The organism is Mesorhizobium argentiipisi (SeqCode), from assembly GCF_037179585.1.
In the GTDB taxonomy this organism is placed as follows: domain Bacteria; phylum Pseudomonadota; class Alphaproteobacteria; order Rhizobiales; family Rhizobiaceae; genus Mesorhizobium; species Mesorhizobium argentiipisi.
This window is the reverse complement of sequence record NZ_JAPYKO010000038.1, coordinates 1-24,407: the sequence shown is the minus strand read 5'-3', so window position 1 is coordinate 24,407 and position 24,407 is coordinate 1. Positions and strand designations below refer to the sequence as shown.

At 63.5% G+C, this 24,407-nt stretch carries 19 protein-coding genes; 11 read left to right on the top strand and 8 right to left on the bottom strand.

The window, feature by feature from the left end; translation table 11 throughout:
- Positions 1 to 30: 30 nt before the first annotated feature.
- A complete protein-coding gene (locus O7A05_RS30920) occupies positions 31 to 1,365 on the bottom strand; it encodes a dicarboxylate/amino acid:cation symporter (RefSeq protein WP_337097057.1) in 1,335 nt (444 codons plus the stop codon).
- A 238-nt stretch (positions 1,366 to 1,603) separates the two neighbouring features.
- Between O7A05_RS30920 and O7A05_RS30915 the strand changes: the two genes are divergently transcribed.
- The 3 genes from O7A05_RS30915 to O7A05_RS30905 all read left to right on the top strand — a co-directional run bounded on the left by O7A05_RS30915 (position 1,604) and on the right by O7A05_RS30905 (position 5,382).
- The gene (locus tag O7A05_RS30915) at positions 1,604 to 3,469 is read left to right on the top strand and encodes a sensor histidine kinase (RefSeq protein WP_337097056.1); all 1,866 of its coding nucleotides are present in this window, start codon (positions 1,604 to 1,606) and stop codon (positions 3,467 to 3,469) included.
- Complete coding sequence (locus tag O7A05_RS30910; RefSeq protein ID WP_337097054.1) at positions 3,466 to 4,821, top strand: sigma-54-dependent transcriptional regulator; 1,356 nt, start codon at positions 3,466 to 3,468, stop codon at positions 4,819 to 4,821. Before O7A05_RS30915 ends, O7A05_RS30910 begins: the two co-directional genes overlap by 4 nt.
- 213 nt (positions 4,822 to 5,034) lie before the next feature.
- On the top strand, positions 5,035 to 5,382 hold the full coding sequence (locus tag O7A05_RS30905; RefSeq protein ID WP_224512899.1) for a hypothetical protein: 348 nt from the start codon (positions 5,035 to 5,037) through the stop codon (positions 5,380 to 5,382).
- Positions 5,383 to 5,430: 48 nt separating this feature from the next.
- Here O7A05_RS30905 and O7A05_RS30900 read toward each other — a convergent pair whose 3' ends face one another.
- The 5 genes from O7A05_RS30900 to O7A05_RS30880 all read right to left on the bottom strand — a co-directional run bounded on the left by O7A05_RS30900 (position 5,431) and on the right by O7A05_RS30880 (position 12,674).
- Positions 5,431 to 6,336: a hypothetical protein gene (locus tag O7A05_RS30900; RefSeq protein ID WP_337097050.1), complete on the bottom strand. Its 906-nt coding sequence runs from the start codon at positions 6,334 to 6,336 to the stop codon at positions 5,431 to 5,433.
- Positions 6,300 to 6,896 (bottom strand): hypothetical protein, encoded by a 597-nt coding sequence (locus O7A05_RS30895; protein ID WP_337097048.1) that lies wholly within the window; start codon positions 6,894 to 6,896, stop codon positions 6,300 to 6,302. Before O7A05_RS30895 ends, O7A05_RS30900 begins: the two co-directional genes overlap by 37 nt.
- 451 nt (positions 6,897 to 7,347) lie before the next feature.
- On the bottom strand, positions 7,348 to 9,084 hold the full coding sequence (ggt, locus tag O7A05_RS30890; protein WP_337097046.1) for a gamma-glutamyltransferase: 1,737 nt from the start codon (positions 9,082 to 9,084) through the stop codon (positions 7,348 to 7,350).
- Between the two features lie 100 nt (positions 9,085 to 9,184).
- On the bottom strand, positions 9,185 to 10,519 hold the full coding sequence (rhaI, locus tag O7A05_RS30885; protein WP_337097045.1) for an L-rhamnose catabolism isomerase: 1,335 nt from the start codon (positions 10,517 to 10,519) through the stop codon (positions 9,185 to 9,187).
- 52 nt (positions 10,520 to 10,571) lie between these two features.
- On the bottom strand, positions 10,572 to 12,674 hold the full coding sequence (locus tag O7A05_RS30880) for a bifunctional rhamnulose-1-phosphate aldolase/short-chain dehydrogenase (protein ID WP_337097044.1): 2,103 nt from the start codon (positions 12,672 to 12,674) through the stop codon (positions 10,572 to 10,574).
- Between the two features lie 187 nt (positions 12,675 to 12,861).
- Here O7A05_RS30880 and O7A05_RS30875 point away from each other — a divergent pair, with 187 nt between their 5' ends.
- The 7 genes from O7A05_RS30875 to O7A05_RS30845 all read left to right on the top strand — a co-directional run bounded on the left by O7A05_RS30875 (position 12,862) and on the right by O7A05_RS30845 (position 20,090).
- On the top strand, positions 12,862 to 13,671 hold the full coding sequence (locus O7A05_RS30875) for a DeoR/GlpR family DNA-binding transcription regulator (protein ID WP_337097043.1): 810 nt from the start codon (positions 12,862 to 12,864) through the stop codon (positions 13,669 to 13,671).
- Between the two features lie 55 nt (positions 13,672 to 13,726).
- Positions 13,727 to 14,722, top strand: a complete 996-nt coding sequence (gene rhaS / locus O7A05_RS30870; protein ID WP_224512909.1) for a rhamnose ABC transporter substrate-binding protein — start codon at positions 13,727 to 13,729, stop codon at positions 14,720 to 14,722.
- Positions 14,723 to 14,907: 185 nt separating this feature from the next.
- Positions 14,908 to 16,449, top strand: a complete 1,542-nt coding sequence (locus O7A05_RS30865) for a sugar ABC transporter ATP-binding protein (protein ID WP_337097042.1) — start codon at positions 14,908 to 14,910, stop codon at positions 16,447 to 16,449.
- Entirely contained in the window at positions 16,446 to 17,423 is a 978-nt protein-coding gene (locus O7A05_RS30860) for an ABC transporter permease (protein WP_337097040.1), read from the top strand. The genes O7A05_RS30865 and O7A05_RS30860 overlap by 4 nt, the downstream gene beginning before the upstream one ends.
- Positions 17,420 to 18,421, top strand: a complete 1,002-nt coding sequence (locus tag O7A05_RS30855) for an ABC transporter permease (RefSeq protein WP_337097038.1) — start codon at positions 17,420 to 17,422, stop codon at positions 18,419 to 18,421. The genes O7A05_RS30860 and O7A05_RS30855 overlap by 4 nt, the downstream gene beginning before the upstream one ends.
- Complete coding sequence (rhaM, locus tag O7A05_RS30850; protein WP_337097037.1) at positions 18,421 to 18,735, top strand: L-rhamnose mutarotase; 315 nt, start codon at positions 18,421 to 18,423, stop codon at positions 18,733 to 18,735. The genes O7A05_RS30855 and rhaM overlap by 1 nt, the downstream gene beginning before the upstream one ends.
- Complete coding sequence (locus O7A05_RS30845; RefSeq protein WP_337097036.1) at positions 18,732 to 20,090, top strand: FGGY-family carbohydrate kinase; 1,359 nt, start codon at positions 18,732 to 18,734, stop codon at positions 20,088 to 20,090. The genes rhaM and O7A05_RS30845 overlap by 4 nt, the downstream gene beginning before the upstream one ends.
- Before the next feature lie 210 nt (positions 20,091 to 20,300).
- Here the strand turns inward: O7A05_RS30845 and O7A05_RS30840 are convergent, their stop codons facing one another.
- Together O7A05_RS30840 and galE are read right to left on the bottom strand one after the other, a co-directional pair.
- Entirely contained in the window at positions 20,301 to 21,557 is a 1,257-nt protein-coding gene (locus tag O7A05_RS30840) for a D-amino acid dehydrogenase (RefSeq protein WP_337097034.1), read from the bottom strand.
- A 96-nt stretch (positions 21,558 to 21,653) separates the two neighbouring features.
- Positions 21,654 to 22,649 carry a UDP-glucose 4-epimerase GalE gene (gene galE / locus O7A05_RS30835; RefSeq protein ID WP_337097033.1) on the bottom strand — a complete coding sequence of 332 codons (996 nt, stop codon included), beginning with the start codon at positions 22,647 to 22,649 and terminating at the stop codon, positions 21,654 to 21,656.
- 278 nt (positions 22,650 to 22,927) lie between these two features.
- Here galE and hemA point away from each other — a divergent pair, with 278 nt between their 5' ends.
- A complete protein-coding gene (hemA, locus tag O7A05_RS30830; protein WP_337097031.1) occupies positions 22,928 to 24,205 on the top strand; it encodes a 5-aminolevulinate synthase in 1,278 nt (425 codons plus the stop codon).
- The last annotated feature ends 202 nt before the right edge of the window (positions 24,206 to 24,407 follow it).

The window sequence follows — 24,407 nt, the reverse complement described above, 5'->3', positions numbered from 1 at the left end:
CCGTTTGTCTTCCGCAATTTCGGACGGTGATCAGGCAGGCTGCAGGCCGCCCGACAGCGCAAGGTCAGCCTCTTCCGGCAACTGACCGGCCATGGCGGCGGCGAATTGCTTCTGGTCGAGCTCGCCTTCCCAGCGGGCCACAACGATGGTCGCGACCGCGTTGCCGACGAAGTTGGTGAGCGCGCGGCATTCCGACATGAAGCGGTCGACGCCGAGGATCAGTGCCATGCCGGCGACCGGCACCGAGGGCACGACCGAGAGCGTGGCGGCCAAGGTGATGAAGCCGGCGCCGGTGATGCCGGCCGCGCCCTTCGAGCTCAGCATCGCGACGAGCAAAAGCAGGATCTGGTCGCCGAAGGTGAGTGGCGTGTCGGTCGCCTGGGCAATGAACAGCGCGGCAAGCGTCATATAGATATTGGTGCCGTCAAGGTTGAAGGAATAGCCTGTCGGGATGACAAGACCGACCACCGAGCGGTTGCAGCCGGCGCGCTCCATCTTGGCCATCAGGCCGGGAAGTGCCGCTTCCGACGACGAGGTGCCGAGCACCAGGAGCAGCTCTTCCTTGATGTAGCGGATCAGCGCCAGGATGGAAAAGCCGTTGTACCATGCGACGGCACCCAGCACTACGAGCACGAAGAGCAGCGACGTCAGATAGAAAGTGCCGATCAGGAAGGCGAGATTGGCGATCGCGCCGATGCCGTATTTGCCGACGGTGAAGGCCATGGCGCCGAAAGCGCCGATAGGGGCGGCCTTCATCAGGATCGCGACAAGGCGGAAGACCGGCGCGGTCAACGCCTGGAGGAAATCGACGACCGGGCGGCCGCGTTCGCCGACCAGCGCCAGGGCGATGCCGAACAGCACCGAGAAGAACAGCACCTGCAGGATGTCGCCCTGCGCAAAGGCGCCGGTGATGGTGTCGGGGATGATGTTCATCAGGAAGCCGACAATGGTCGTGTCATGCGCCTTCTCGGTGAAGGTCGAGACCTTCGAGGCGTCGAGCGTGGCCGGATTGATGTGCATGCCGGCGCCAGGTTGGACGACGTTCGAGACGACGAGGCCAACGACGAGCGCCAGAGTCGAGAAGACGAGAAAATAGATCATCGCCTTGCCGGCAACGCGGCCGACCTTGTGCAGGTCGGAAACACCGGCAATGCCGGTCGCCACGGTGAGGAAGATCACCGGTGCGATCACCATCTTGACCAGCTTGATGAAGGCATCGCCAAGCGGTTTCAGCGAGGCGCCCAGGTCAGGATAGAAATGGCCAAGCAGGATGCCGGCGGCGATCGCCACCAGAACCTGGACATAAAGATGCCGGTAAAAGGGAACCTTGCCGCGCGGTTCGGCGGCAACGATTGCTGTCTGCATGATATCCTCCATTCGGCCCCCGATCGAGACGCTCGACCTCCCTGGGGGCTGTTGACCTCCACAGCCTCGCGGCTGATGCGGATGCATTTGCAACGCGCGTGCCAGATGACGGCCGAAGCCTCGAAATATTGATTTTGTTGGTTTTTTCGAATCGACGACTGGCATCTTCGAGAGCTTTCCGTGCGCTAATCCGCATAGGTCGAATTGTGCTTTGTGCGAATTCATGCACAGATGCGGCATGCTGCAACGCCCTGCCGCTGCCCTCGCACTGACGCCCGAACTGCTTGCCGGGCGGGCACGCCGCGCCTGGCTATTGTTCGCGGCGGTGGCGCTGGCGATCATCGCGGCAGCACTTTACGGCGCAGGCCTCTATGGCCGCTCGACCGAGATCGAGGCCTTGGCCACGCAGGGACGCACCGACGCCAATCTCAAGGTCGCGCTGCTGCGAGCGGTGCTGGAAAATCCGCGCGCGCTGCCGCTGCTGCTCGCGGAGGACCAGCAGGTGCATGACGCGTTGAGCGAACGCAGCCCTGCCTCGATCGACGTGCTCAACCGCAAGCTCGAAGGGCTGGTGTCGGGCACCAAGGCCTCGGTGCTCTACGTCACCGGCACGGACGGCCTGGCGATCGCTTCCAGCAATTGGCGCGAACCGGTGAGCTTCGTCGGCAATGACTATGGTTTTCGGGCCTATTTCTCGGGCGCAATGGAAACCGGCACGGCTGAATATTTCGCGCTCGGCAATGTCAGCAAACGTCCGGGCCTCTACATCTCGCGCCGCGTCGAGGGCGCCTCGGGGCCGCTCGGCGTCGTCGTGGTCAAGATGGAGTTCGACCAGCTCGAGGCCGACTGGCACGAGGCCAATCGCCCGGCCTATGTCAGCGACGAGCATGGCGTGGTGCTGATCACCAGCGTGCCCTCCTGGCGCTTCATGACGACGGCGCCGCTGGAGGCTCCGGTCAGCGCCGACATCCGCGCCAGCCAGCAATTCAGCGATGCGCCGCTGGTGCCCCTGCCGATTACAAGGCCGCAGGCACTCTCCGCCGACGTCGCGCTGGTTCATGCCATCACGCCCGGGGGCAGCGACGCCGAGTATCTGCGGCTGTCGACCGCGGTGCCGTCGACGCCATGGCGGCTCGACTATCTCGTTCCGGCCGAGGCGCCGATCGCGGCGGCGCAGCGCGAGATGCGGCTGCTGACGCTGGGTATCCTCGTCCCGCTCATCGCCTTTGCCGCCTATCTGTTGTGGCGCCGCCAATCCGGCCAGATGCGGATTGCCGCCGAACAGGCCGCGCGGGTTGAGCTCGAGCGCCGTGTCGTCGAGCGCACGCAGGACCTCAGCCTGGCGCGCGACCGGCTGCAGGCCGAGATCGCCGACCATCGCAGCACGGAGGCGAAGCTGCAGGTGATGCAGCAGGAGCTGGTCCAGGCCAACCGGCTCGCCACCCTTGGCCAGGTCGCCGCCGGCGTCGCGCATGAAATCAACCAGCCGGTGGCGACGATCCGCGCCTATGCCGACAATGCGCGCGTCTTCCTGGAGCGCAAGCAGAGCGCCTCGGCCGAAGAGAACCTTGGCGCCATCGCCGCGCTGACCGAGCGCATCGGCTCGATCACAGAAGAGCTGAAAGCCTTTGCCCGCAAGGGCCGCACCGCCGCCGAACCGGTTGAACTGCGCAGCGTGATCGAAGGCGCCGTGGTGCTGCTCAGGAGCCGCTTCGCCGGCCGGCTGGACGCGCTGGCGATCACGCTGCCGCCGGCGACGCTGAAGGTGATGGGCAACCGGCTGCGGTTGGAGCAGGTGCTGATCAACCTGTTCCAGAACGCGCTGGAAGCGCTCGATGGCCGTGATGGCCCGCGGGTCGAAGTCTCCGCCACCGAAACCGCCGAAGACGTGGCGCTGGTCGTTTCCGACAACGGGCCGGGCATCCCGCCCGCGATCCTAAAATCCCTGTTCACACCCTTCAACACCTCGAAGGAAAGGGGCCTCGGGCTCGGCCTCGTCATTTCCAAGGACATCGTCGCCGACTATGGCGGGCGCATCGAGGTTTCGAGCAGCGGTCAGGGAACACGCTTCACCATCCATTTGTCGAAAGCCGGCGCAGCATGACCAGGCATGACCCAGCACCGGTGATCCTGATCGATGACGACAGCGATCTGCTCAAGGCGACAATGCAGACGCTGGAGCTTGCCGGCTTTGCGGTGTCGGCTTACGCGGTGGCGAGCGAAGCCTTGGCGGCGATCGACAGGAATTTCGGGGGCGTGATTGTCTCGGACATCCGCATGCCGGAGATCGACGGCCTGCAGCTTTTCGACCACGTGCTGCGGCTCGACCCCGACATTCCGGTCATCCTGATCACCGGCCATGGCGATATCGCAATGGCGGTCAAGGCGATCAAGGACGGCGCCTACGACTTTATCACCAAGCCTTTCGCCGCCGACCGGCTGGCGCAGAGCGTTGCGCGCGCCGCGGAGAAACGCCGGCTGGTCATGGAAAACCGCGCTTTGCGAGAAGCGGCAGAGCAGGCACAGGAGGGATTGCCGCTGATCGGCCAGACGCCGGCGATGGAGCGGTTGCGCCGGACATTGCGGCAGATCGCCGACACCGACGTCGACGTGCTGGTGACCGGCGAGACCGGCTCCGGCAAGGAGGTGGTGGCGAGCTTGCTGCATCGCTGGAGCCGCCGCGCCAAGGGCAATTTCGTCGCGCTCAACTGCGGCACACTGCCGGAGGCGGTCATCGAAAGCGAGTTGTTCGGCCACGAGGCCGGCGCCTTCACCGGCGCGCAGAAGAAGCGTGTCGGCCGTATCGAGCATTCGAGCGGCGGCACGCTGTTCCTGGACGAGATCGAAAGCATGCCGGCCTCAACGCAGGTACAGATGCTGCGCGTCTTGGAAATGCGCGAGGTGACGCCGCTCGGCACCAATGAGGTGCGCCCGGTCGACCTGCGCGTCGTTGCCGCCGCTAAGGTCGATCTCGGCAATGCCAGCCAGCGCGGCGCTTTCCGCGAGGACCTCTATTACCGGCTCAATGTGGTGACGCTTTCGATCCCGCCGCTGCGCGAGCGGCGGGACGATGTGCCGCTGCTGTTCGGCTACTTCGCCGAGCGTGCCGCCGCCCGCTTCCGTCGCACCGTGCCGGCGATCTCCGCCGCGGTCCAGCGTCATCTGAGGGACCATGACTGGCCGGGCAATGTGCGCGAGCTTGCCCATTTCGCCGAACGTTTCGTGCTCGGGCTCGATGATGTCGGCGAAACGCCTTCCCGTGCGGCAATGGAGAACGACGCCGCGATGCCGTTGCCTGAACGGCTCGATCGCTACGAGGCCGAGATCATACGCGAGACACTTGGCCGCAATGACGGCGACGTCCGGCGCACCATCGAGGCGCTCGGCATTCCGCGCAAGACCTTCTACGACAAGCTGCAGCGGCACGGCATCGTGCGCAGTGATTTTTCCAGATGATCAAGGCCAGAGATGGAGCATGATGTCGTCCGCAAACGCTTCACACTTTTCGGCATCATGCCGGTGGGAACCGCAACGCCGCTACCGCCGTTGAAACTGACCGGAAACCGTGGCACGCGGGCATCAGCCGGGCGGCGAATGCATCGCAGTGGCGGCTTTGCCGGGTTGCGCTCGGCTGGCGTTGATGGTTTGTTGCCGCCCAGCGGAGAACGAATGATGCGCGAATCCCTCGGTCAAGACGAATACGGCTCGACCAGCCCCTTCGACCCGGACGACCTGCCCAATCTCAATGCGATGGGGCCGGCGATGGGCGGCGGCAATGATTTCGAGAAATACGCGGTCGCCGTCATTATCGTCTTCGGCGCGCTGATCATCGGCGGCCTAATGGCCGCCTCCATGTCCTTCGGCCATCGCAACGGCTTCCTCTTCGCGCTCGGCGGCGCCACCGCGGCCTGGATTTCCGGCAATGCGCTGCTGCTCGACCGGCCGCGCATCTATGCGCTGTTCGTCGCCATTGCCGCCGTCATGCTGATCGCTTCGACCATCACGCTGGTCATCTGAAAAAGCAATCCAGCTGGTTTGCGATAAATCAGCCCAGGCCTCTCCGCATCAGGCTTCGGATAGCGCCACAGGTGCTTCGGCCTCCCATTCGACCACATCGGCCTTGATCGGATGGTAAAGCATAGCCCGTTGTGTGAATGCGGTATCGTCTTCGTGAAAATAAGCCATCATCGATGGGCGCCAGACGAACGTCCCCGGACTGAGATGGGGGTTCTTTGCCGCATTCAGATAGTTTCGTCGCCTTCGGCCCCAAGGCACGAACGGCCCTGTCCCGCCGATGTCCTCGATCCTTAGACCATGAACGCGCGCAATGGTCGGCACGAGGAATTCGTAGTGCCCACTCCATTCGCCTGTCGAGAGCGCCTCCTCGTAGACGCCGATCAAGCGTCTCGAAACGCGCATGATCGGCAGAAATGCTCTTGTGAACCTTGATTTCGGGCACGGTCCTTTTGCCGAGTTCCAGAATGTCCAGCGCGGATCGCGGCGACGAGTATTGACCGTCGTCGCCAGCAAGTCCGCGCCGTTGCTTGAAAACTGTTGGAAAAAATCGAGCCATCGGCCGGCAAAGTCGACATCATATTCGAGAACCCAGACGAATTCCCGATTTGCGGACTTCGCCAAAGGGAAAAGGACGATATCCATATAGCCCATCGACAAGTGCCCGTTATTCACGGCTTGCCGCACGCGCACGGAGGTCCGGTCGATCTCGAATTCTCCTCGTCCGGCAACGAGGTCGCTCAAAGTCCACGGATTATAGGCGAGCTGCCAGTCGATGATCTGTTCCGTTTCGCGGCGGAGACGGTCAAAATGAGCCTGTATTCGACCGTTCAGCACATGCGTTATGAAGATTCCCGCCTGCCGGCCACCTGCCGATGGGCCGAGCAATGGCCGCTGAAACGCCGCGAAGCTAAAGGGATTCATCGACAGGCGATCCTGCGGAAAAGCCGCTTCCATCCCTCGGTTGCCTCCGCGGGTGCAGGCTGCTCGTCGTGGAGCCGAAGGGCCAGGGCCGATACGTCCGAATCATCCAGCGGGCTAAAATCATAAAGGGCCGGATCGAAGTCCTCGTAGAGATACTGATACTTCAACAATTCGAACGCGCCCGGCTCCATCCTCTCGTAGAATTCGAGTTTGCCGGCCCTCTGCTCGCGGCTTCGTACAACCCAGTCGAAATGGTAGATGTGGCACTCCGAGGGTGCGTACAAGACGTCGGATTCATTGAACGAGAAACCCGGCGTGTGGATCTTCTTCCTGAATCTTACTGAATCGACGAGGCACCCTCTAAACTGAAAGTCTTGCGCTGGCAGATTAGGCACATTCGCAGCAAAAACAGCCATGGAATCGATAACGGCTACGGCGCGGCGCGGAACTGCGATCACCGGTTTGTTTGTCGGGGCCGCAACATCGCGCAGCCAGGTCAACAAGGCAGGCGAGGGGAACTTCATCGTCGTCCAACTGGAAAATACGCTTTGCGCGTGAAACGGCTGCAATCTTCGGCAGAATGCCTTCGACATAAGACCGCCCCCACCTGACGGACAGCTTGGTGGCCAAGTCTACTTTGCGAAGCACATCTTCTATGTATCGCGGCGATGAACGGCTATCGACAAAATACCGGATTTCAATCCCGAGCCGTCGATATTCTTCGGCAATTATCAGACTGTGCGGCGCTCCGTCACGCGTAGGAACCACCAAAGAAAAACTCTGACTCATATCGACAGCCGCTATAGCGCCGCCCCGGAGGCTCGGCATGTTAAAGCATTGAGGGACATCGTCCGCTCCTTCGCCTTCTACCGATTTTCCGTTAATCTTCAATGGCCTGAGCCATCGTGGCGCCGACGTGTCGTCCAGGATCGCATTCCTTGCCCGGGCGGTGACAACACTATCGCTGCGGTCGATTGGGTGCCGCCGGCCGAGGCGGCGCCCACTGCCATGTTAAATGGCCGAACTGATTCATGGGCCCTGAGCCTAGTATCCCAGCGCCTCGCCGGCGGCCGCGCGGCTGTCGATGGCGCCATTGTAGCGGGCGCCGCCACCCTTCTCAATCTCCGCCAGGCTCTTGCCGCCGACCAGGATGCCGGCCGCCTGGCCCCAGGTCTGGTCGCTGAGATCGAGGTGATAGCCCATTGCGGCAAGCAGCTTCTCCGTGTCCGGCGACAGCCCGAAAGGCTCGACATAGACAGTATCCGGCAGCCATTGATGATGGATGCGCGGCGAGTCGATTGCCTGCTGGATGTCCATGCCGTGATCGACGACGTTGACGATCGCCTCCAGCGTGATGGTGATGATGCGCGAGCCGCCCGGGCTGCCGATGACCATGAACGGATTGCCGTCCTTCGTGACGATCGTCGGGCTCATCGAGGATAAAGGCGTCTTCTTCGGCTGGATGGCGTTGGCCTCGCCCTGGACCAGCCCGTAGAGGTTGGGCACGCCGGGCTTCTGGGTGAAATCGTCCATCTCGTTGTTGAGCAGGATGCCGGTGCCGCCAGCGACGACGCCGGCGCCGAAGGAGCCGTTCAGCGTATAGGTGACCGCAACCGCATTGCCGTCCTTGTCGATGATCGAATAATGCGTGGTTTCCTTGGACTCGCCGAAGCCTTTCGGCATCAGCTCCTTCGAGACGCCGGCACGGAACGGATCGATCTTGTCGCGGATGTCCTTGGCATACTTCTTGTCGAGCAGCTTCGAGACCGGGTTGTCGACGAAATCCGGATCGCCGAGCGCCGAATTGCGGTCGACATAGGCATGGCGCATAGCTTCGACCATGACATGGACCGTCTCAGCCGAGCCGGCACCGAGATAGGAGAGCGGATAGCCCTCCAGCACGTTGAGTATCTCGCAGATGATGACGCCGCCCGAGCTCGGCGGCGGCGAGGAGATGATCTCATAGCCGCGGTAGGAACAGGTCACCGGCTTCAGCTCACGCACGGCATATTGCTCGAAATCGCTCTTGGCGAGGATACCGCCTTTCGTGCTGCTCGCCTTGACGATTTCATCGGCGATGGCGCCCTTGTAGAAAGCGTCAGACCCCTTTTCCGAGATCGCCGACAGCGAGGCGGCGAGGTCCGGCTGAATGAGCTTCTCGCCGATGCTGTAAGGCTTGCCGTCTTTCTTCAGGAAGATGGCGGCGGCAGCCGGGTCCTTCGCCAACCGGTCGGCGCTGCCGGCGAACGAAGCCGCATCGCCCTGGTTGAGCACGAAGCCGTCTTTGGCGTAGGCAATCGCCGGCGCCATCAGATCTTGCCTCGACAAGGTCCCGTATTTCTCACGCGCCATCTCGAAGCCCGCGACCGAGCCGGGCACGCCGACCGCCAGATAGCCGTCGAGGCTGGCGCCCTTGATCGGCTTGCCGTCCTTGTCGAGATACATGGTTTTGGTCGCGGCGAGCGGCGCGCGCTCGCGGAAATCGAGAAAGGTCGTTCGGCCATCCTTCATGCGCACGGTCATGAAACCGCCGCCGCCGATGTTTCCGGCGTTGGGATAGACGACGGCCAGAGCGTAGCCGACGGCAACCGCGGCATCGACCGCGTTGCCGCCTTTCTTAAGCACGTCGACACCGACTTCGGTTGCCAGATGCTGGGCGGTCACCACCATGCCATGCTCGCCTTTGGCGGGAGTTGGCGAAGCGGCAAAAACGGCGGCTGGCGTGAAGGCAAAGGTGAGCGAAAGGCTGACGGCGATCAGCGTCCGGCGGGTCAAGGGCATGGCGGTGCTCCTGGCGTTGGGGGGACGCCTAGGAAAGACCGTGCCGGCGGACCTGTCCATCGCCAATGGCGCTGGACCAGATCAAATCCAAATCTGCCCGTCACACGATGCCGCCGCCACCTCCGGCGACCGCGGGCCGCTCTGCCGCGACCTTGGCCCGGTAGCCGGCTTGGCGATAGGCGGCGACGGGATCGATGGCGCCTCCGGTTTTCAGCCGTGCCATGGCGAGGATCGGCTCGACATCGGTACGGTAGGCGCTTTTAAGCGTTTGGGTCGCCATCAGCGCGTCATTGTCATCCTGGAAGCCTTCCAGCGTTGTGCGGTCAACCAGCAGTGCCTGCGCGTAGGCGCGCTGCACCTCGACCGCCGACAGCATCAAGCTTTCGATCGGATCGGTGACGTTGTGGCTCTGGTCGAGCATATGTGCGGGGTGGAAACCCTTGGCGCCCAAAAGCTCGGCATCGACCAGTTCGTTGAAGACGAGGAACAGCCGGTAAGGATCGATCGAGCCGGCATCGAGGTCGTCGTCGCCATATTTGGAATCGTTGAAGTGGAAGCCGCCCAGCTTGCCGAACTGGATCAGCCGCGACACGATCATCTCGATGTTTACGTTGGGCGCGTGATGGCCGAGGTCGACCAGGCACAAGGCCTTGTCGCCGAGTTCCTTGGCAATGATGTAATTCGTGCCCCAATCCTGCACCACCGTCGAATAGAAGGCCGGCTCATACATCTTGTGCTCGGTGAACAGCCGCCAGTCGTCCGGCAGGCTGGCATAGATCTCGCGCATGGAGTCGAGATAGCGCTCGAAGGCCTTTGCGAAATTGACCTGGCCGGGGAAGTTGGAGCCATCGCCGATCCATACCGTCAGCGCTTTCGAGCCAAGCGTCTTGCCGATCTCGATGCATTCGAGATTGTGCTCGACCGCCTGGCGGCGCGTGCCGGCATCGGCATGCGACAGCGAGCCGAATTTGTAGGAGAGCTTCTGGTCCTTGGCGTCGGAGAAGGTGTTGGAGTTCATCGCGTCGAAGCCGAGGCCGAAGCGGGACGCCGCCTGCTTCAGCCGGTTCGGATCGGCCCTGTCCCACGGGATGTGCAGCGAGACGGTCGGCGTCGCCTGTGTCAGTTGGCTGATGACGGCGCAGTCCTCGATCTTGTCGAAGATGTCGCGTGGCTCGCCCGTGCCCGGAAAGCGGGCAAAGCGCGTGCCGCCGGTGCCGACGCCCCAGGACGGGATCGCCACGGCGAATTTTTCCACCTTGTCGCGGATCGCGTCGATGGCGATGCCGCGCCGGTCCAGGCGCTCGCCGAGCGAGGCGTAGTCGCGCTCAAGGTCGGCTTCGCGCGCGGCATTGCTTTTTTCGACGACGTCAGTCGAGATGATCGTTTCGGACACTGCACTTCCTCCCAGTATTCGCCGGCTGGCGTCGCCCCTCATCCGCCCTTCGGGCATCTTCTCCCCGTAGAACGGGGAGAAGGGAAGCGCGCGCCTAACGTGTAAAGCTCTGCGCGTTGCCGGCGTCGACGTTGACGATATTCCCTGTGGATTTGGCCGACATGTCCGAGGCGAAGAAGTAGATCGCTTCGGCGATATCCTCCGGGAAGACCGAGCGCTTCAGCATCGAGCGCGAGCGGTAATGCTCCTCGAGATCGTCCGTCGACATCTTGTAGGCGGCGGCGCGCTGTTCCTTCCACTCGCCGGTCCAGATTTTTGAGCCGCGCAGCACGGCGTCCGGATTGACGACGTTGACCCTGATCTGCGCCTCCGCCCCTTCCAGCGCGAGACAGCGGGCAAGATGGATCTCGGCAGCCTTGGCCGTGCAATAGGCGGACGCGTTCGGCGAAGCGGCAAGCCCGTTCTTGGAGGCGACGAAAACCACATTGCCGCCGATCTTCTGGGCGCGGAACAACCGGAAGGCCTCGCGCGAAACCAGGAAATAGCCGGTGGACAGGATGTCCATGTTCTTGTTCCACAAGGCCAGCGTCGTTTCCTCGATCGGCGCCGAGGAGGCAAGACCTGCATTGGACACCAGGATGTCGATGCCGCCGAACTCGACCGCGGTTTCGGCGAAGCCCGAGGCGACCTGATCTTCCGACGTCACGTCGATCCGCACCGGACGGACGAAGTCTTTTCCGAACGCTTTAGACAGTTCGTCATTGGCGCTGGCCAAAGCGGCATCGTCGATATCGGCGAGCACCACGCAGGCGCCTTCGCGAAGCAGCCGGTTGGCGGTGGCGCGGCCGATGCCGCCGGCGCCGCCGGTGACCAGCGCGATCTGGCCGGCCAGCACCTTCGGCTTCGGCAGGCGCTGCAGCTTGGCTTCCTCGAGCTGCCAGTATTCGATGTCGAAGGCTTCCTGTGCAGGCAGGCCGACATAGGACGAGACGGTCGAGGCGCCGCGCATGACATTGATAGCGTTGACGTAGAACTCGCCGGAGATGCGTGCCGTCGCCTTGTCGCCAGCGAAGGTGAACATGCCGACGCCCGGCATCAGATAGACAACCGGATTGGGATCCCGGATGGCAGGCGAGTCGGGATGCTTGCAGCTGTCGTAGTAGGCCTGGTAGCCGACGCGGTATTCGGCGATGTCGTCCGCCAGGCGGGCGATGACGGCATCGACATCCGGCTTTGCCGGGTCGAACTCGATCACCAGCGGCCGGATCTTGGTGCGCAGGAAGTGATCGGGACATGACGTACCCAGCGCCGCCAGCGGCCTCAGGTCTTTCGAGTTGACGAATTCGAGCACGGCCGGCTGGTCGTCGAAATGGCCAAGCTTGTGGCTCTTCTCGGAGATAAGGCCGCGGATCCGCGGCATCAGCTTGGCGGCAATGGCGCGGCGCGCCGATGCGTCGAGCGGCTTCACCACTTCGCCGCCGAAGATCGCCTTGCCCTCGGATTTCCGCTCGAACCAGTCGATCGCCTGGTTGATCACCGAGATCGTCGTTTCGTAGCATTCCTTCGGCGTGTCGCCCCAGGTGAACAGGCCGTGGCTTTCCAGCACGACGCCCTTGGCGTCCGGGTTTTCGAGGCAGAATTTCTCCAACCACAGGCCGAGTTCGAAGCCTGGCCGCTTCCACGGCAGCCAGCCGATGGCGTCGCCAAAAATCTCCTTGGTGATCGCCTTGGAATCCTTGGCTGCGGCAACCGCGATGATGGCATCGGGATGCATGTGATCGACACAAGCCTTCGGCACGAAAGCATGCAGCGGCGTGTCGATCGAGGCCGCGCGCGGATTGAGGTTGAAGGTGCAGTGAGGGAGATAGCCCACCATCTCGTCCTCGTGCTCTACGCCGCGATAAAGGCCCTTCAGCGCCCGCAGCTTGTCCATGTAGAGGGTGGCGAAACCGTCAAGCTTGATCGAGGCGCTGTCGCCGCCCGAGCCCTTGACCCACAGGATTTCGACATCCTCGCCGGTGAGCGGATCCTTCTGCCAGACCTTGGACGAGGTGTTGCCGCCGCCATAATTGGTGACGCGCTTGTCGGAGCCCAGCGTGTTCGAGCGGTAGACCAGGAGCTCGGGGCCGCTCATTCCCTCGGCTTTTGCATCGTCCCACAGATTGGCGAGGCGCGAACCGGAGCGCTTGTCGAGCATAGGTATCCTCCCTGGAGCGCGAGCGCCGCGCCCTCATTTCTCGCCCGGGAATGTCTACGCAAGCGTCGCGCTTGTCAATCACAAACGATCAATATCGATCATATTGCATTGCACAATGAAAATATATGATCGGAAATGATTGACACTGCGTGTTTTCTAAGGCCTGATGCTTGGGCAGGGAGGAACCATGCACGAAAAAGAGCGCCACAGGATCATTCTGTCCGCCGTCCAGGAAAAGCCTGTGGTGACGGTGCAGGAGATGGTCGAGCTGACGGACTCATCCGAGGCGACGATCCGGCGCGACATCGCGGCGCTGCATGTGCAAAAGCGCCTGCGCCGGGTGCGCGGCGGCGCCGAGGCGATCTCGCCGCCGCAATTCATCGGCCTTGCCGGCCGGCCCTTCTCCGTGAATGAAACGCTGAACGCCGCGCAGAAACGGGCGATCGCGCGGGAAGCCGTGAACCTTTGCGCGGACGGCGAGCCGATCATCATCAATGGCGGCACCACCACTTTCCAGATGGTGCATTTCCTGACCGGACGCCGCATGCCGATCTTCACCAATTCCTTCCCGATCGCCGAGCATCTGCTCAAGCACTCGAAGAATACGGTGATGCTGTCGGGCGGCACGATCTACCGCGAGCAGAACATCGTCCTGTCGCCCTTCGACAATGACGTGACGCGCAACTTCTATGCGCGGCGCATGTTCATGGGCGCGCAGGGGCTGGGGCCGCTCGGGCTGATGGAGGGCGATCCGCTGCTGATCCAGGCCGAGCAGAAATTGATCGACCAGGCCGACGAATTGGTGGTGCTGGTCGATTCCTCGAAATTCCGCATGCGCTCCAGCCTGATCCTGTGCGGGCTGTCGCGCATCGCGACCGTGGTCACCGACGACGGCATCGAGGACCGCGAGGCCAAGATGCTGGAAACAGCGGGCGTGGCGCTGATCGTCGCCCGCAGACAGTCAAGTGACAAGGAAGAATCTTCACTGCAGGCCTGAGGAAAACTCGCGCCCGCAGCGGCGATGGAATGCAACGCTCAAGGGAGGATATACGATGAGCTTTTTGAAGAAACTGCTGGTTACGGCGGCCTTTTCCGCCGCCATGTTCGTGAATGCCGCCTATGCCGAGAACGTCAAGATCGCGCTGGTGGTGAAGTCGCTCGGTAACGGCTTCTTCGACGCCGCCAACAAGGGCGCCGAGGAAGCGGCCAAGGAACTGGGCGATGTCGACGTCATCTACACCGGCCCGACCAAGGCGACCGCCGAAGCGCAGATCGAGGTCATAAATTCGCTGATCGCGCAGAAGGTCAACGCAATCGCCGTTTCGGCCAATGACGCCGACGCGTTGGTGCCTGTGCTGAAGAAGGCGATGGAACGCGGCATCACCGTGATCTCGTGGGACTCGGGCGTCGCCAAGGAAGGCCGCCAGCTCCACCTCAATCCGTCCGACACCAATTTGATCGGCGAGACCATCATCAAGCTCGCCGCCGACTATCTGCCGGAAGGCGGCGACGTCGCCATCCTGTCTGCCTCCTCGACCGCGACCAACCAGAACGCCTGGATCGAAGCGGCCAAGAAGGTGCTGCCGGAGAAGTTCCCGAAGATCAAGCTGGTCGCCACCGTCTATGGCGATGACGATTCGGCCAAGAGCACCGACGAAGCCAAAGGGCTGTTGAAGTCCTATCCGAATCTCAAGGCGATCATCGCGCCGACGACCGTCGGCGTCGTCGCCGCCGCACAGGTGGTGACCGACGAAGGCTTGATCGGCAAGGTCAACGTCACCGGCTTGGCGCTGCCATCCGAGTTCAAGAAGTTCATCGACAATGGCGCCAGCCAGGCGGTTGCGCTGTGGAACCCGATCGACCTCGGCTACTCGGCGATCTACCTCGCCCATGACCTGGCGGTGAAGAAGGAAGAAGCCAAGCCCGGCGCCACGCTGTCGATCGGCCGCGTCGGCAAGGTGACGCTCGACGACACCAACTCGGCCGCGATGGCTCCGCCCTTCCAGTTCGACAAGACCAACATCGAGAAGTTCTCCAAGATCTATTGATCCTGAGAACCAGGGCGCAGCCCCCTCATCCGGCCGCTTCGCGGCCACCTTCTCCCCGGTGGGGAGAAGAGCTTGGAGCCAGGCTCGGAAGTCTCCTCTCCCCTCGGGGAGAGGTCGACCGAGCGAAGCGGAGGTCGGGTGAGGGGAAGTCTGCACGCAATAGATTGACTGGGCTTGATACGATTATGGACACGACGGCCCATGACGGCACGGTAAAGGAGCGGCTCCCCGCCTCGGCTCCTCGCCTGACGCTCACCGGCATCTCGAAAAGCTTCCCGGGCGTGCGCGCGCTGCACAATGTCAGCTTGTCGCTCTATCCGGGACAGGTCACGGCGCTGATCGGCGAGAACGGCGCCGGCAAGTCGACGCTGGTCAAGATCATGACCGGCATCTACCAGCCCGATTCAGGGGAGATCGGCATCGACGGCCAGGCCACGACGCTGCCCAGCGCGCATGCCGCCTTCGGCCACGGCATCACCGCCATCCATCAGGAGACGGTGCTGTTCGACGATCTGTCGGTCGCCGAAAACATCTTCCTCGGCCACGCGCCGCGCACGCGCTTCGGCACCATCGACTGGCGCACCATGCGCAAAAACGCGCGCGAGGTGCTGGAGACGATGCGCGCCGGCCATATCGATGCCGACACGCGGCTGAAGGACCTCGGCATCGCCAACAAGCATCTGGTGGCGGTGGCGCGTGCGATGTCAATCGATGCGCGCATCGTCATCATGGACGAGCCGACCGCGGCACTTTCGATGAAGGAGATCGAGGAGCTTTTCCTGCTGATCGAATTCCTGAAGAGCGAAGGCAAGGCGGTGCTCTTCATCAGCCACAAGTTCGACGAGATCTACCGCATCGCCGACCGCTACACCGTCTTCCGCGACGGCGAGATGGTCGGCGAAGGCCTGCTGAAGGACACCGGCCAGAACGAGATCGTGCGCATGATGGTCGGCCGCAACGTCGACCACATCTTCCCGCAGCGCGAGCCGAAGATCGGCGCGCCGGTGCTCTCCGTCTCCGGCCTGTCGCACCCGACAGAGTTCGACGACATCGGTTTCGAATTGCGCAAGGGCGAGATCCTCGGCTTCTACGGACTGGTCGGCGCCGGGCGCAGCGAGGTGATGCAGGCGATCGCCGGCATCACCCGCACCAGCCGAGGTACCATCTCACTCGACGGCAAGACGATCGCCCCGAAATCGGCGGCGGATTCGATCGAGGCCGGCATCGTCTACGTGCCGGAAGAACGCGGCAAGCAGGGCGTGGTGATCGGCCTGCCCATCTTCCAGAACGTGTCGCTGCCGTCGCTGAAGCGCACCTCGAAATCCGGCGTGCTGAGGCTCGCGGAAGAGTTTTCGCTCGCCCGCTCCTACACCGAGCGGCTTGATCTGCGCGCCTCATCGCTCAGCCAGGATGTCGGCACGCTTTCCGGCGGCAACCAGCAGAAAGTCGTTATCGCCAAGTGGCTGGCGACCACGCCCAAGGTGATTATCCTCGACGAGCCGACCAAGGGCATCGACATCGGCTCCAAGGCCTCCGTGCACGGCTTCATGGCCGAGTTGGTCGCGCAAGGCCTTTCGGTGATCATGGTTTCGTCGGAACTGCCCGAAATCCTCGGCATGTCCGACCGCGTCGTGGTCATGCGCGAGGGCCGTATCGCGGCCACCTATGACAACAAAGGGCTCGACGCCGAGACGCTGGTTCGGACGGCAGCGGGGATCGCGGCATGAAGAGCTTCCTCAAATATCGCGAGATCTGGCTGCTGGCCGGCATCGTCGTGCTGGTCGGCCTGATCTCGGCACGCTTCCCCGGCTTCGCCGACCCCGCCAATCTGCGCCAGGTGTTCAACGATACCTCGATCCTGATGATCCTGGCGCTCGGCCAGATGGTGGTGATCCTGACGCGCTCGATCGATCTCTCAATGGCGTCCAACGTCTGCTTCACCGGCATGGTGGTGGCGATGCTCAACGCCGCGCATCCGGCGATCCCGATCCCGGTGCTGATCGTCATCGCTCTTGCCGTCGGCCTGGTGCTGGGCGCCATCAACGGCTTCCTGGTCTGGCGGCTGAACATTCCTTCGATCGTGGTGACGCTTGGCACGCTCACCATCTATCGCGGCGCGACCTTCGTCGTCTCCGGCGGCGCCTGGGTCAACGCGGACCAGATGAGCTCCGACTTCATCAATTTCCAGCGCGCCGCCTTCCTCGGCCTGCCAATGCTGTCCTGGATCGCGCTTTTGGTCATCGCGCTGTTCTTCCTGGTGATGACGCGCACGCAGATCGGCCGCTCGATCTACGCCATCGGCGTCAATCCGACCGCCTCGGTCTATGCCGGCATCGATGTCGGCCGTACAAAATTCATCGTCTTTTGCATTTCCGGGATGATCGGCGGGCTCGCCGGATATCTGTGGATCTCGCGCTACGTAATCGCCTCGGTCGAGGTTGCCAACGGCTATGAGCTCAACATCATCGCCGCCTGCGTCATTGGCGGCATCTCGATCGCCGGCGGCATCGGCTCGGTCGGCGGCGCGGTGCTGGGCGCGCTGTTCCTTGGCATCATCTCCAACGCACTGCCGGTCATCAACATCTCGCCCTTCTGGCAGATGGCGATCTCGGGCAGCGCCATCATCCTGGCCGTCGTGCTCAATGCGCGCGGCGAACGCCGGCAGGGCCGCATCATCCTTAGAAAGGCGGAAGCGGCATGACCGACACCCCTGCCCCGCGCCACATCCCCGACCGGTTGGACAAGCCGCTCTCCTCGGCGATCTTCTCCTGGGAGGCGCTGCTCGTCGTCATCGCGGTCCTCATCTTCGCGGTCAACAGCTTCGCCTCGCCCTATTTCCTCGACCCGTGGTCGCTGTCGGATCTGACCTTCAACTTCACCGAAAAGGGCCTGATCGCTTTAGCCATGGCGCTGCTGATCATCTCGGGCGAGATCGACCTGTCGGTCGCGGCGATCGTGGCTTTAGCCTCGACGATGATGGGCATGGCGGTGCAGGCCGGCGCCGGCACGCCGGTTCTGGTGGCAATCGGCGTCGTCGTGGGAGTCGGCTGCGGCGCCTTCAACGGGCTGCTGGTCACCCGGCTTGGCCTGCCATCCATCGTCGTCACCATCGGCACGATGAGCCTGTTCCGCGGCATTGCCTTCATCATCCTCGGCGACCAGGCCTACAAGGGCTATCCGGAAGGCTTTGCTTTCTTCGGCCAGGGCTATGTCTGGTGGGTCTTCTCGTTCGAGCTGGCCCTGTTCCTCGTCGCGGCGCTGATCTACTGGTTCGTGCTGCACCGCACGAGCTTCGGCCGTCGGGTCTTCGCCATCGGCAACAATCCGGTCGCCTGCCAGTTCTCCGGCGTGCGTGTTGCCCGGATAAAATTCATCCTGTTCTGCCTGACCGGGCTGATGTCGGGCATCGCCTCGGTGCTGATCACCTCGCGGCTCGGCTCGACGCGACCGTCGATCGCGCAGGGCTATGAGCTTGAGGCTATCACCATGGTGGTGCTGGGCGGCGTCTCGATCCTCGGCGGCGCCGGCAGCATCCTGGGTGTCGTGCTTGCCGCTTTCATCATGGGGCTGGTGACGTTCGGCCTCGGCCTGCTCAACGTCCCCGGCATTGTCATGTCGATCTTCATCGGCCTGCTGTTGATCATCGTCATCGCGCTGCCGATAGTCTGGCGGCGGCTGCGCGAGGGGCGCTTCGCCTGATGGAAAAATACGCCTTCAAGATGAAGCTCAATCCCGGCATGAAGGCCGAATATAAGCGCCGCCATGACGAGATCTGGCCCGAGCTGGTCGCGCTGCTGAGAGAGGCCGGCGTCTCCGACTATTCGATCCATCTCGATGAGGAGACCAACATCCTGTTCGGGGTGCTGTGGCGCCGCGATGACCACGGCATCGCCGATCTTCCGAAACACCCCGTGATGCAGCGCTGGTGGGCGCAAATGGCCGACGTCATGGAGACCAAACCCGACAACGAGCCGGTGGCGGTGACACTGGAAACCGTGTTCCATATGGCATGATCGTCGCCGTCATCGATATCGGCAAGACCAACGCCAAGGTGGCTCTGGTCGATCTCGCGACACTGAGCGAGATCGCGCTGCGCCGTGTCGCCAACGCGCCAGTGCGGCAGGCGCCCTACCCGCATCACGATGTCGAGGCGCTGTGGACATTCATCCTGAACAGCCTCGCCGATCTCAACCGCGAACGGCGGGTCGATGCGATCTCGATCACCACGCATGGCGCGACCGGCGTGCTGGTCGATGGCTCAGGCGAACTGGTGCTGCCTGTGCTCGATTACGAATTCGACGGCCCCGACCAGCTTGCGGCCGACTATGACGCCGTGCGCCCGCCGTTCGAAGAAGCCGGCACGCCGCGGCTGCCGTTCGGCCTCAATCTCGGCGCGCAGTTCTTCTGGCAGCAGAAGCGTTTCCCGGCGGAATTCACCAAGGCCGCCGCGATGCTGGTGTATCCGCAATATTGGGCGCTGCGGCTGACCGGCGTCGCCGCCAATGAGGTGACCTCGCTCGGCTGCCATACCGATCTCTGGAGCCCCTGGACATCCGATTACTCGTCGCTGGTCGACAGGATGGGCTGGCGCCGGCTGATGGCGCCGGTGCGGCCGGCAAAGGACCGGCTTGGCCCGATCCTGCCGGAGCTTGCGCGGCGGACAGGGCTCGACCCGCAGACGCCCGTGTTCTGCGGGCTGCACGATTCCAATGCCTCGCTGCTGCCGCATCTGCTGTCCGACCGACCGCCCTTCTCAGTTGTTTCGACCGGCACATGGGTGGTGTCGATGGCGGTCGGCGGCAGGAAGGTGGAGCTCGATGCGGCGCGCGACACGCTGGTCAATGTCAACGCGCTCTGCGATCCGGTGCCGTCGGCGCGTTTCATGGGCGGGCGCGAATTTTCGCTGCTGACCGAGGGACAGCCACAGGAATGGAGCGAAGCCGATGTCACCGCCGTTCTGGCGCGCCAGGTCTTGCTGCTGCCTTCCACCCAACAGGGCTCCGGGCCATTCCCGCATCGCGGCGCACAGTGGGTCAATGCCGACGAGCCAACCCCCGGCCAGCGCTTCGCCGCCATCTCGTTCTATCTGGCGCTGATGACTGCGACCTGTCTCGAACTGATCGGCGGCGACGGAACGACGACTGTCGAAGGACCCTTCGCGCAGAACCGGCTCTTCATCCGCATGCTGGCGGCGGCAACGGAGCGGCCGGTGATCGCATCGGAGACCTCGACGGGGACCAGCATAGGCGCCGCGCTGCTGGCGTCGGATGGTGCTATCGTTTTGAGCAGAGGCGAACGCACCGGGCCTTCGGCCGAGCGCGCCTGGCGCGATTATGTAAGGGCGTGGCAGTTGGCCGTTCAGACGTAACCGACAGGTTGGCGCCGCCCCTCATTGCCCTGCCGGGCATTTCTCCCCGTATAGTGACGGGGAGAAACACGCTCTCCTTGCAGTTTTCGCCGATCGCCAGCGTTGCAGAATGGGTGCCGGTATCGCGGCCAGCTCTCTTCTCCCCGTTCAACGGGGAGAAGGTGCCGGCAGGCGGATGAGGGGCAGCGCCGACCTCGGCAATTAGACCTCTCAGCGCGCCGTCCCGTAAAGCAGTCCCCGCGGGTCGATCTGCGGCTTGCGGCCGGCGACGACGTCGGCCAGGAACTGTCCCGAGCCGCAGGCCATGGTCCAGCCGACATGGCCGTGGCCGGTATCGAGATAGAGGTTGCGGTATTTCGCTTGGCCGATGACCGGCACCGAATTCGGCATCATCGGCCGCAGGCCGGCCCAGAGCACGGCCTTCTTCTCGTCGAAGGCGCCGGGGAAAAGATCCTTGCCGGTTTCCAGGATGGTCCTGAAATCACCCGGCTTGAAGCTGCGGTCGAAGCCGGTGAATTCGGCCGTCGAGGACATGCGCAGACGATTGCCGAGCCTCGAATAGCCGATCAGCCGGTCCTCGTCGGCGCCGCCCATGGTCGGGCCCTTGCTCTCGTCCTCGAGCGGGATGGTCGCGGTGTAACCCTTCACCGGGTAGACCGGCAGGTCGATGCCGTAGCGGCGGCCGAGCAGGCCGCTTTCCGGCCCCATGGAGATGACGACCGCGTCGCCGGTGACCGGCCCGGCAGAGGTCATGACCGCGCGCACCTGGTCGCCCTCGATGTCGAGGCCCTGGACCGTCGTGCCGAACAGGAATTTGACGCCGAGCTTCTCGGCTGCATAGGCGGCGAGCCTGTCGGTGAACTGCTTGGAATCGCCGGTCTGGTCGATCGGCGAATAGATGCCGCCGGCGATCTTTTCCTTCACGCCGGCAAGCCCTGGCTCCAGCTCGACCAGACGCTCGCGGCCGACGATCTCGATCGGCAGGCCGCGCTCGCCGAGGTAGCGGTAATTGTCGGTGCCGGTGTCGAGGCTCTTTTGCGAGCGGAAGAAGTAGAGGATGCCCTTCTTGCGCTCGTCGTAATGGATGCCGGTCTCCTCCGACAGTTGATTGATGCAGTCGCGAGAATGGAGCGCGAGCCTGAGCTTGACGTCGGTGTTGGCGCGTAGCCGCGTCACGGTGCATTCGCGCAGGAAGCGCAGGCTCCAGGCATAGAAATAGGGATCGAGGCGCAGCCTGACCTTGATGCCGAGATCATGGTTCCAGAGCGCGCGCAGGAAGGTCTTCAGCGCGGCGGGCGAAGCCCAGGCGGTGGCATCGCCGGGCGACACCAGGCCGGCATTCGACTGGCTGGTGCCGCGCGCCGCCGTTTCGTGGCGCTCGATCACCGTCACTTCGTGACCGTCCTTAGCCAGATAATAGGCGGCCGCCGTGCCAACCACGCCGGCGCCGAGAACCAAGACCTTCATGCCGTTCCCTCAGCGCGGCGGCGCGCGCCTCTGCGCGCCGCTGAATGGGTCTCAATACCGTGTACGGACGCGCCGGACGAGCCCTTGGCCCAACAGTCAGCTTCCGATGGAGTTCTTGGTCGTCAGAATCCGTTCCCAGGCCAGCGCGTCGTTGACGATCAGGTCGAGATCGTCACGCTTCGGCGTCCAGCCGAGTTCCTTGCGGGCAAGCTCGGAATTGGCCACCACGGCGGCGGCGTCGCCCGGCCGGCGGTCCCCCGTGCGCACATCGAAGTCATGGCCGAAGACGCGGCGCACGCTGTCGATCACCTCGAGCACCGAATAGCCGTGGCTGTAGCCGCAATTGGCCACGAGACTCCCGCCGCCGTCGCGCAGGCGCTGCAGCGCCAGCCGGTGCGCGGCGGCGAGATCGCTGACATGGATGTAATCGCGCATGCAGGTGCCGTCCGGCGTCGAATAGTCGGTGCCGAAGACCTGCATGAAGGGGCGCTTGCCGAGCGCAGTCTCGCAGGCGACCTTGATCAGATGCGTGGCGCCGGGCGTCGATTGTCCCGTGCGGCCCTTTGGATCGGCGCCGGCGACGTTGAAATAGCGCAGTGCCGTGTAGCGGATGTCATGCGCCAGCGCCGCGTCGCGCAGCATCCATTCGCTCATCAGCTTGGAAAGGCCGTAAGGCGATTCCGGCGCAAGGCGGGCATCCTCGCGCACCGGCTCCAGCCCGGCGCCGCCATAGACAGCCGCCGTGGAGGAGAAGATGAAGTGCGGCACGCCCTCGCGCACCGCCGTTTCGATCAGCGTGCGGGTCTTGCAGGTGTTGTTTTCGTAATAGCCGAGCGGGTCGGCGACCGATTCCGGCACCACGATCGAGCCGGCGAAGTGGATGATGGCATCGATCTTGTTGTCGCGGATGATCCGGCCGACCAGGTCGCGGTCGGCGACATCGCCGACGACGAGCTTTGCTTCCGGGGCCACCGCCCATTCGAAGCCGGTGGAAAGCCTGTCGAGCACCACGACGCTCTCGCCGGCGTCCAGCAGTTCCCAGACCATGTGGCTGCCGATATAACCGGCACCGCCTGTCACTAAAACCGTCATCATCTACCTCGCTGATCAAGATTTTATCGGAAACTGTCTTAACAGCCACCGTGCTGGAAAACCCGCCGCAAGCCCACGAGCCTCCCTATGTTAAGTCCGTAACAGTTCGTCGCGCCCGAGGCATCGTACTGAAACAAAACTGCCTCAAACAGCCGGGAATAGGCCACGATCCGGCATCGTTAGGAACAGGGCAAGGGCGTGGCATTTTGACCGGTTGGGCGCGGTGGACGCGGCATGGGGCAGTGATTATGATCCGGCCCAAAATTTGGGAAGTCGACATGAACTATCAGCGGTTCTTCGAGGACGCGATCGACCAGCTCCACGCCGAGCGTCGCTACCGCGTTTTCGCCGACCTGGAGCGCATTGTGGGCAAGTTCCCGCGCGCCATCTGGCGTTCCAACGGCCGCGCCCAGGAAATCACCGTATGGTGCTCCAACGACTATCTCGGCATGGGCCAGAACGCCGATGTCATCGCCGCCTTCCAGAACGCGGCCGGCAAGATGGGATCGGGCGCCGGCGGCACCCGCAACATCTCCGGCACGTCCAACCCGCTGGTCGAGCTCGAGCAGGAGCTCGCGGACCTGCATGACAAGGAAGCGGCCCTCGTCTTCACCTCCGGTTTCGTCTCCAACGAGGCCTCGATCTCGACCATTGCCCGGCTCTTGCCCAACTGCCTGATCATCTCGGACGAGCTGAACCATGCCTCGATGATCGAAGGCGTGCGCCGCTCGGGCGCGGAAAAGAAGATCTTCCGCCACAACGACGTCGCGCATCTGGAAAGCCTGCTTCAGGCGGCGGGCCGCGAGCGCGCCAAGCTGATCGTCTTCGAAAGCGTCTATTCGATGGACGGCGACATCGCGCCGATCAGGCAGATCGTCGAGCTCGCCGAACGCTACAACGCCATGACCTATATCGACGAGGTCCATGCTGTCGGCATGTACGGGCCGCGCGGCGGCGGCATCACCGAACGCGAAGGCCTGGCCGACCGCATCGATATCATCGAGGGCACGCTGGCCAAGGCCTTCGGCACGCTGGGCGGCTACATCGCCGGCACCAGCGCTGTCATCGACGCGGTGCGCTCCTATGCGCCGGGCTTCATCTTCACCACGGCGCTGCCGCCGGCGATCGCGGCTGCCGCCACCACCTCGATCCGTCACCTCAAGCGCTCACAGGCCGAACGCGACGCGCAGCAGCGTCAGGCGGCGCGCACCAAGCAGGTGCTTGCCGCGGCCGGGCTGCCGGTGATGGACTCGGCCACCCATATTGTGCCGGTGCTGGTCGGCGATCCCGAGCTTTGCAAGATGGCCAGCGACCGTCTGCTCGGCGTGCACGGCATCTATATCCAGCCGATCAACTACCCGACGGTCCCACGCGGCACCGAGCGACTGCGCATCACGCCGACGCCGTTCCATTCGGACGCGCTGATCGCCGAGCTGCAGGACGCGCTGGTCGAGACCTGGGATGCGCTGGGCATTCCCTATGCCAGCTCCGGCCGTCCCGCCGTCGCCAAGAGCGACCGGATCATTCCGCTGCTGGTGCCGAAGTCAGGCGGGTGACTTGCAACTGTCGGGGCGCTGGCCGCGCTCCGCTTATTGCTGTTCTCCAACGCTGCGCCGCTCCTAAGTCACGGCATGGCAACTGTGTTCATGCGAATGCGGTTTTGTCGCGAATGATGGCGTTGAGGACGACCAGGAGCTTCCTTGCGACGGCGATGATAGCCAGTTTCTTGGAGCCTGAGCGGGCGGCAAGTGCGGTGTA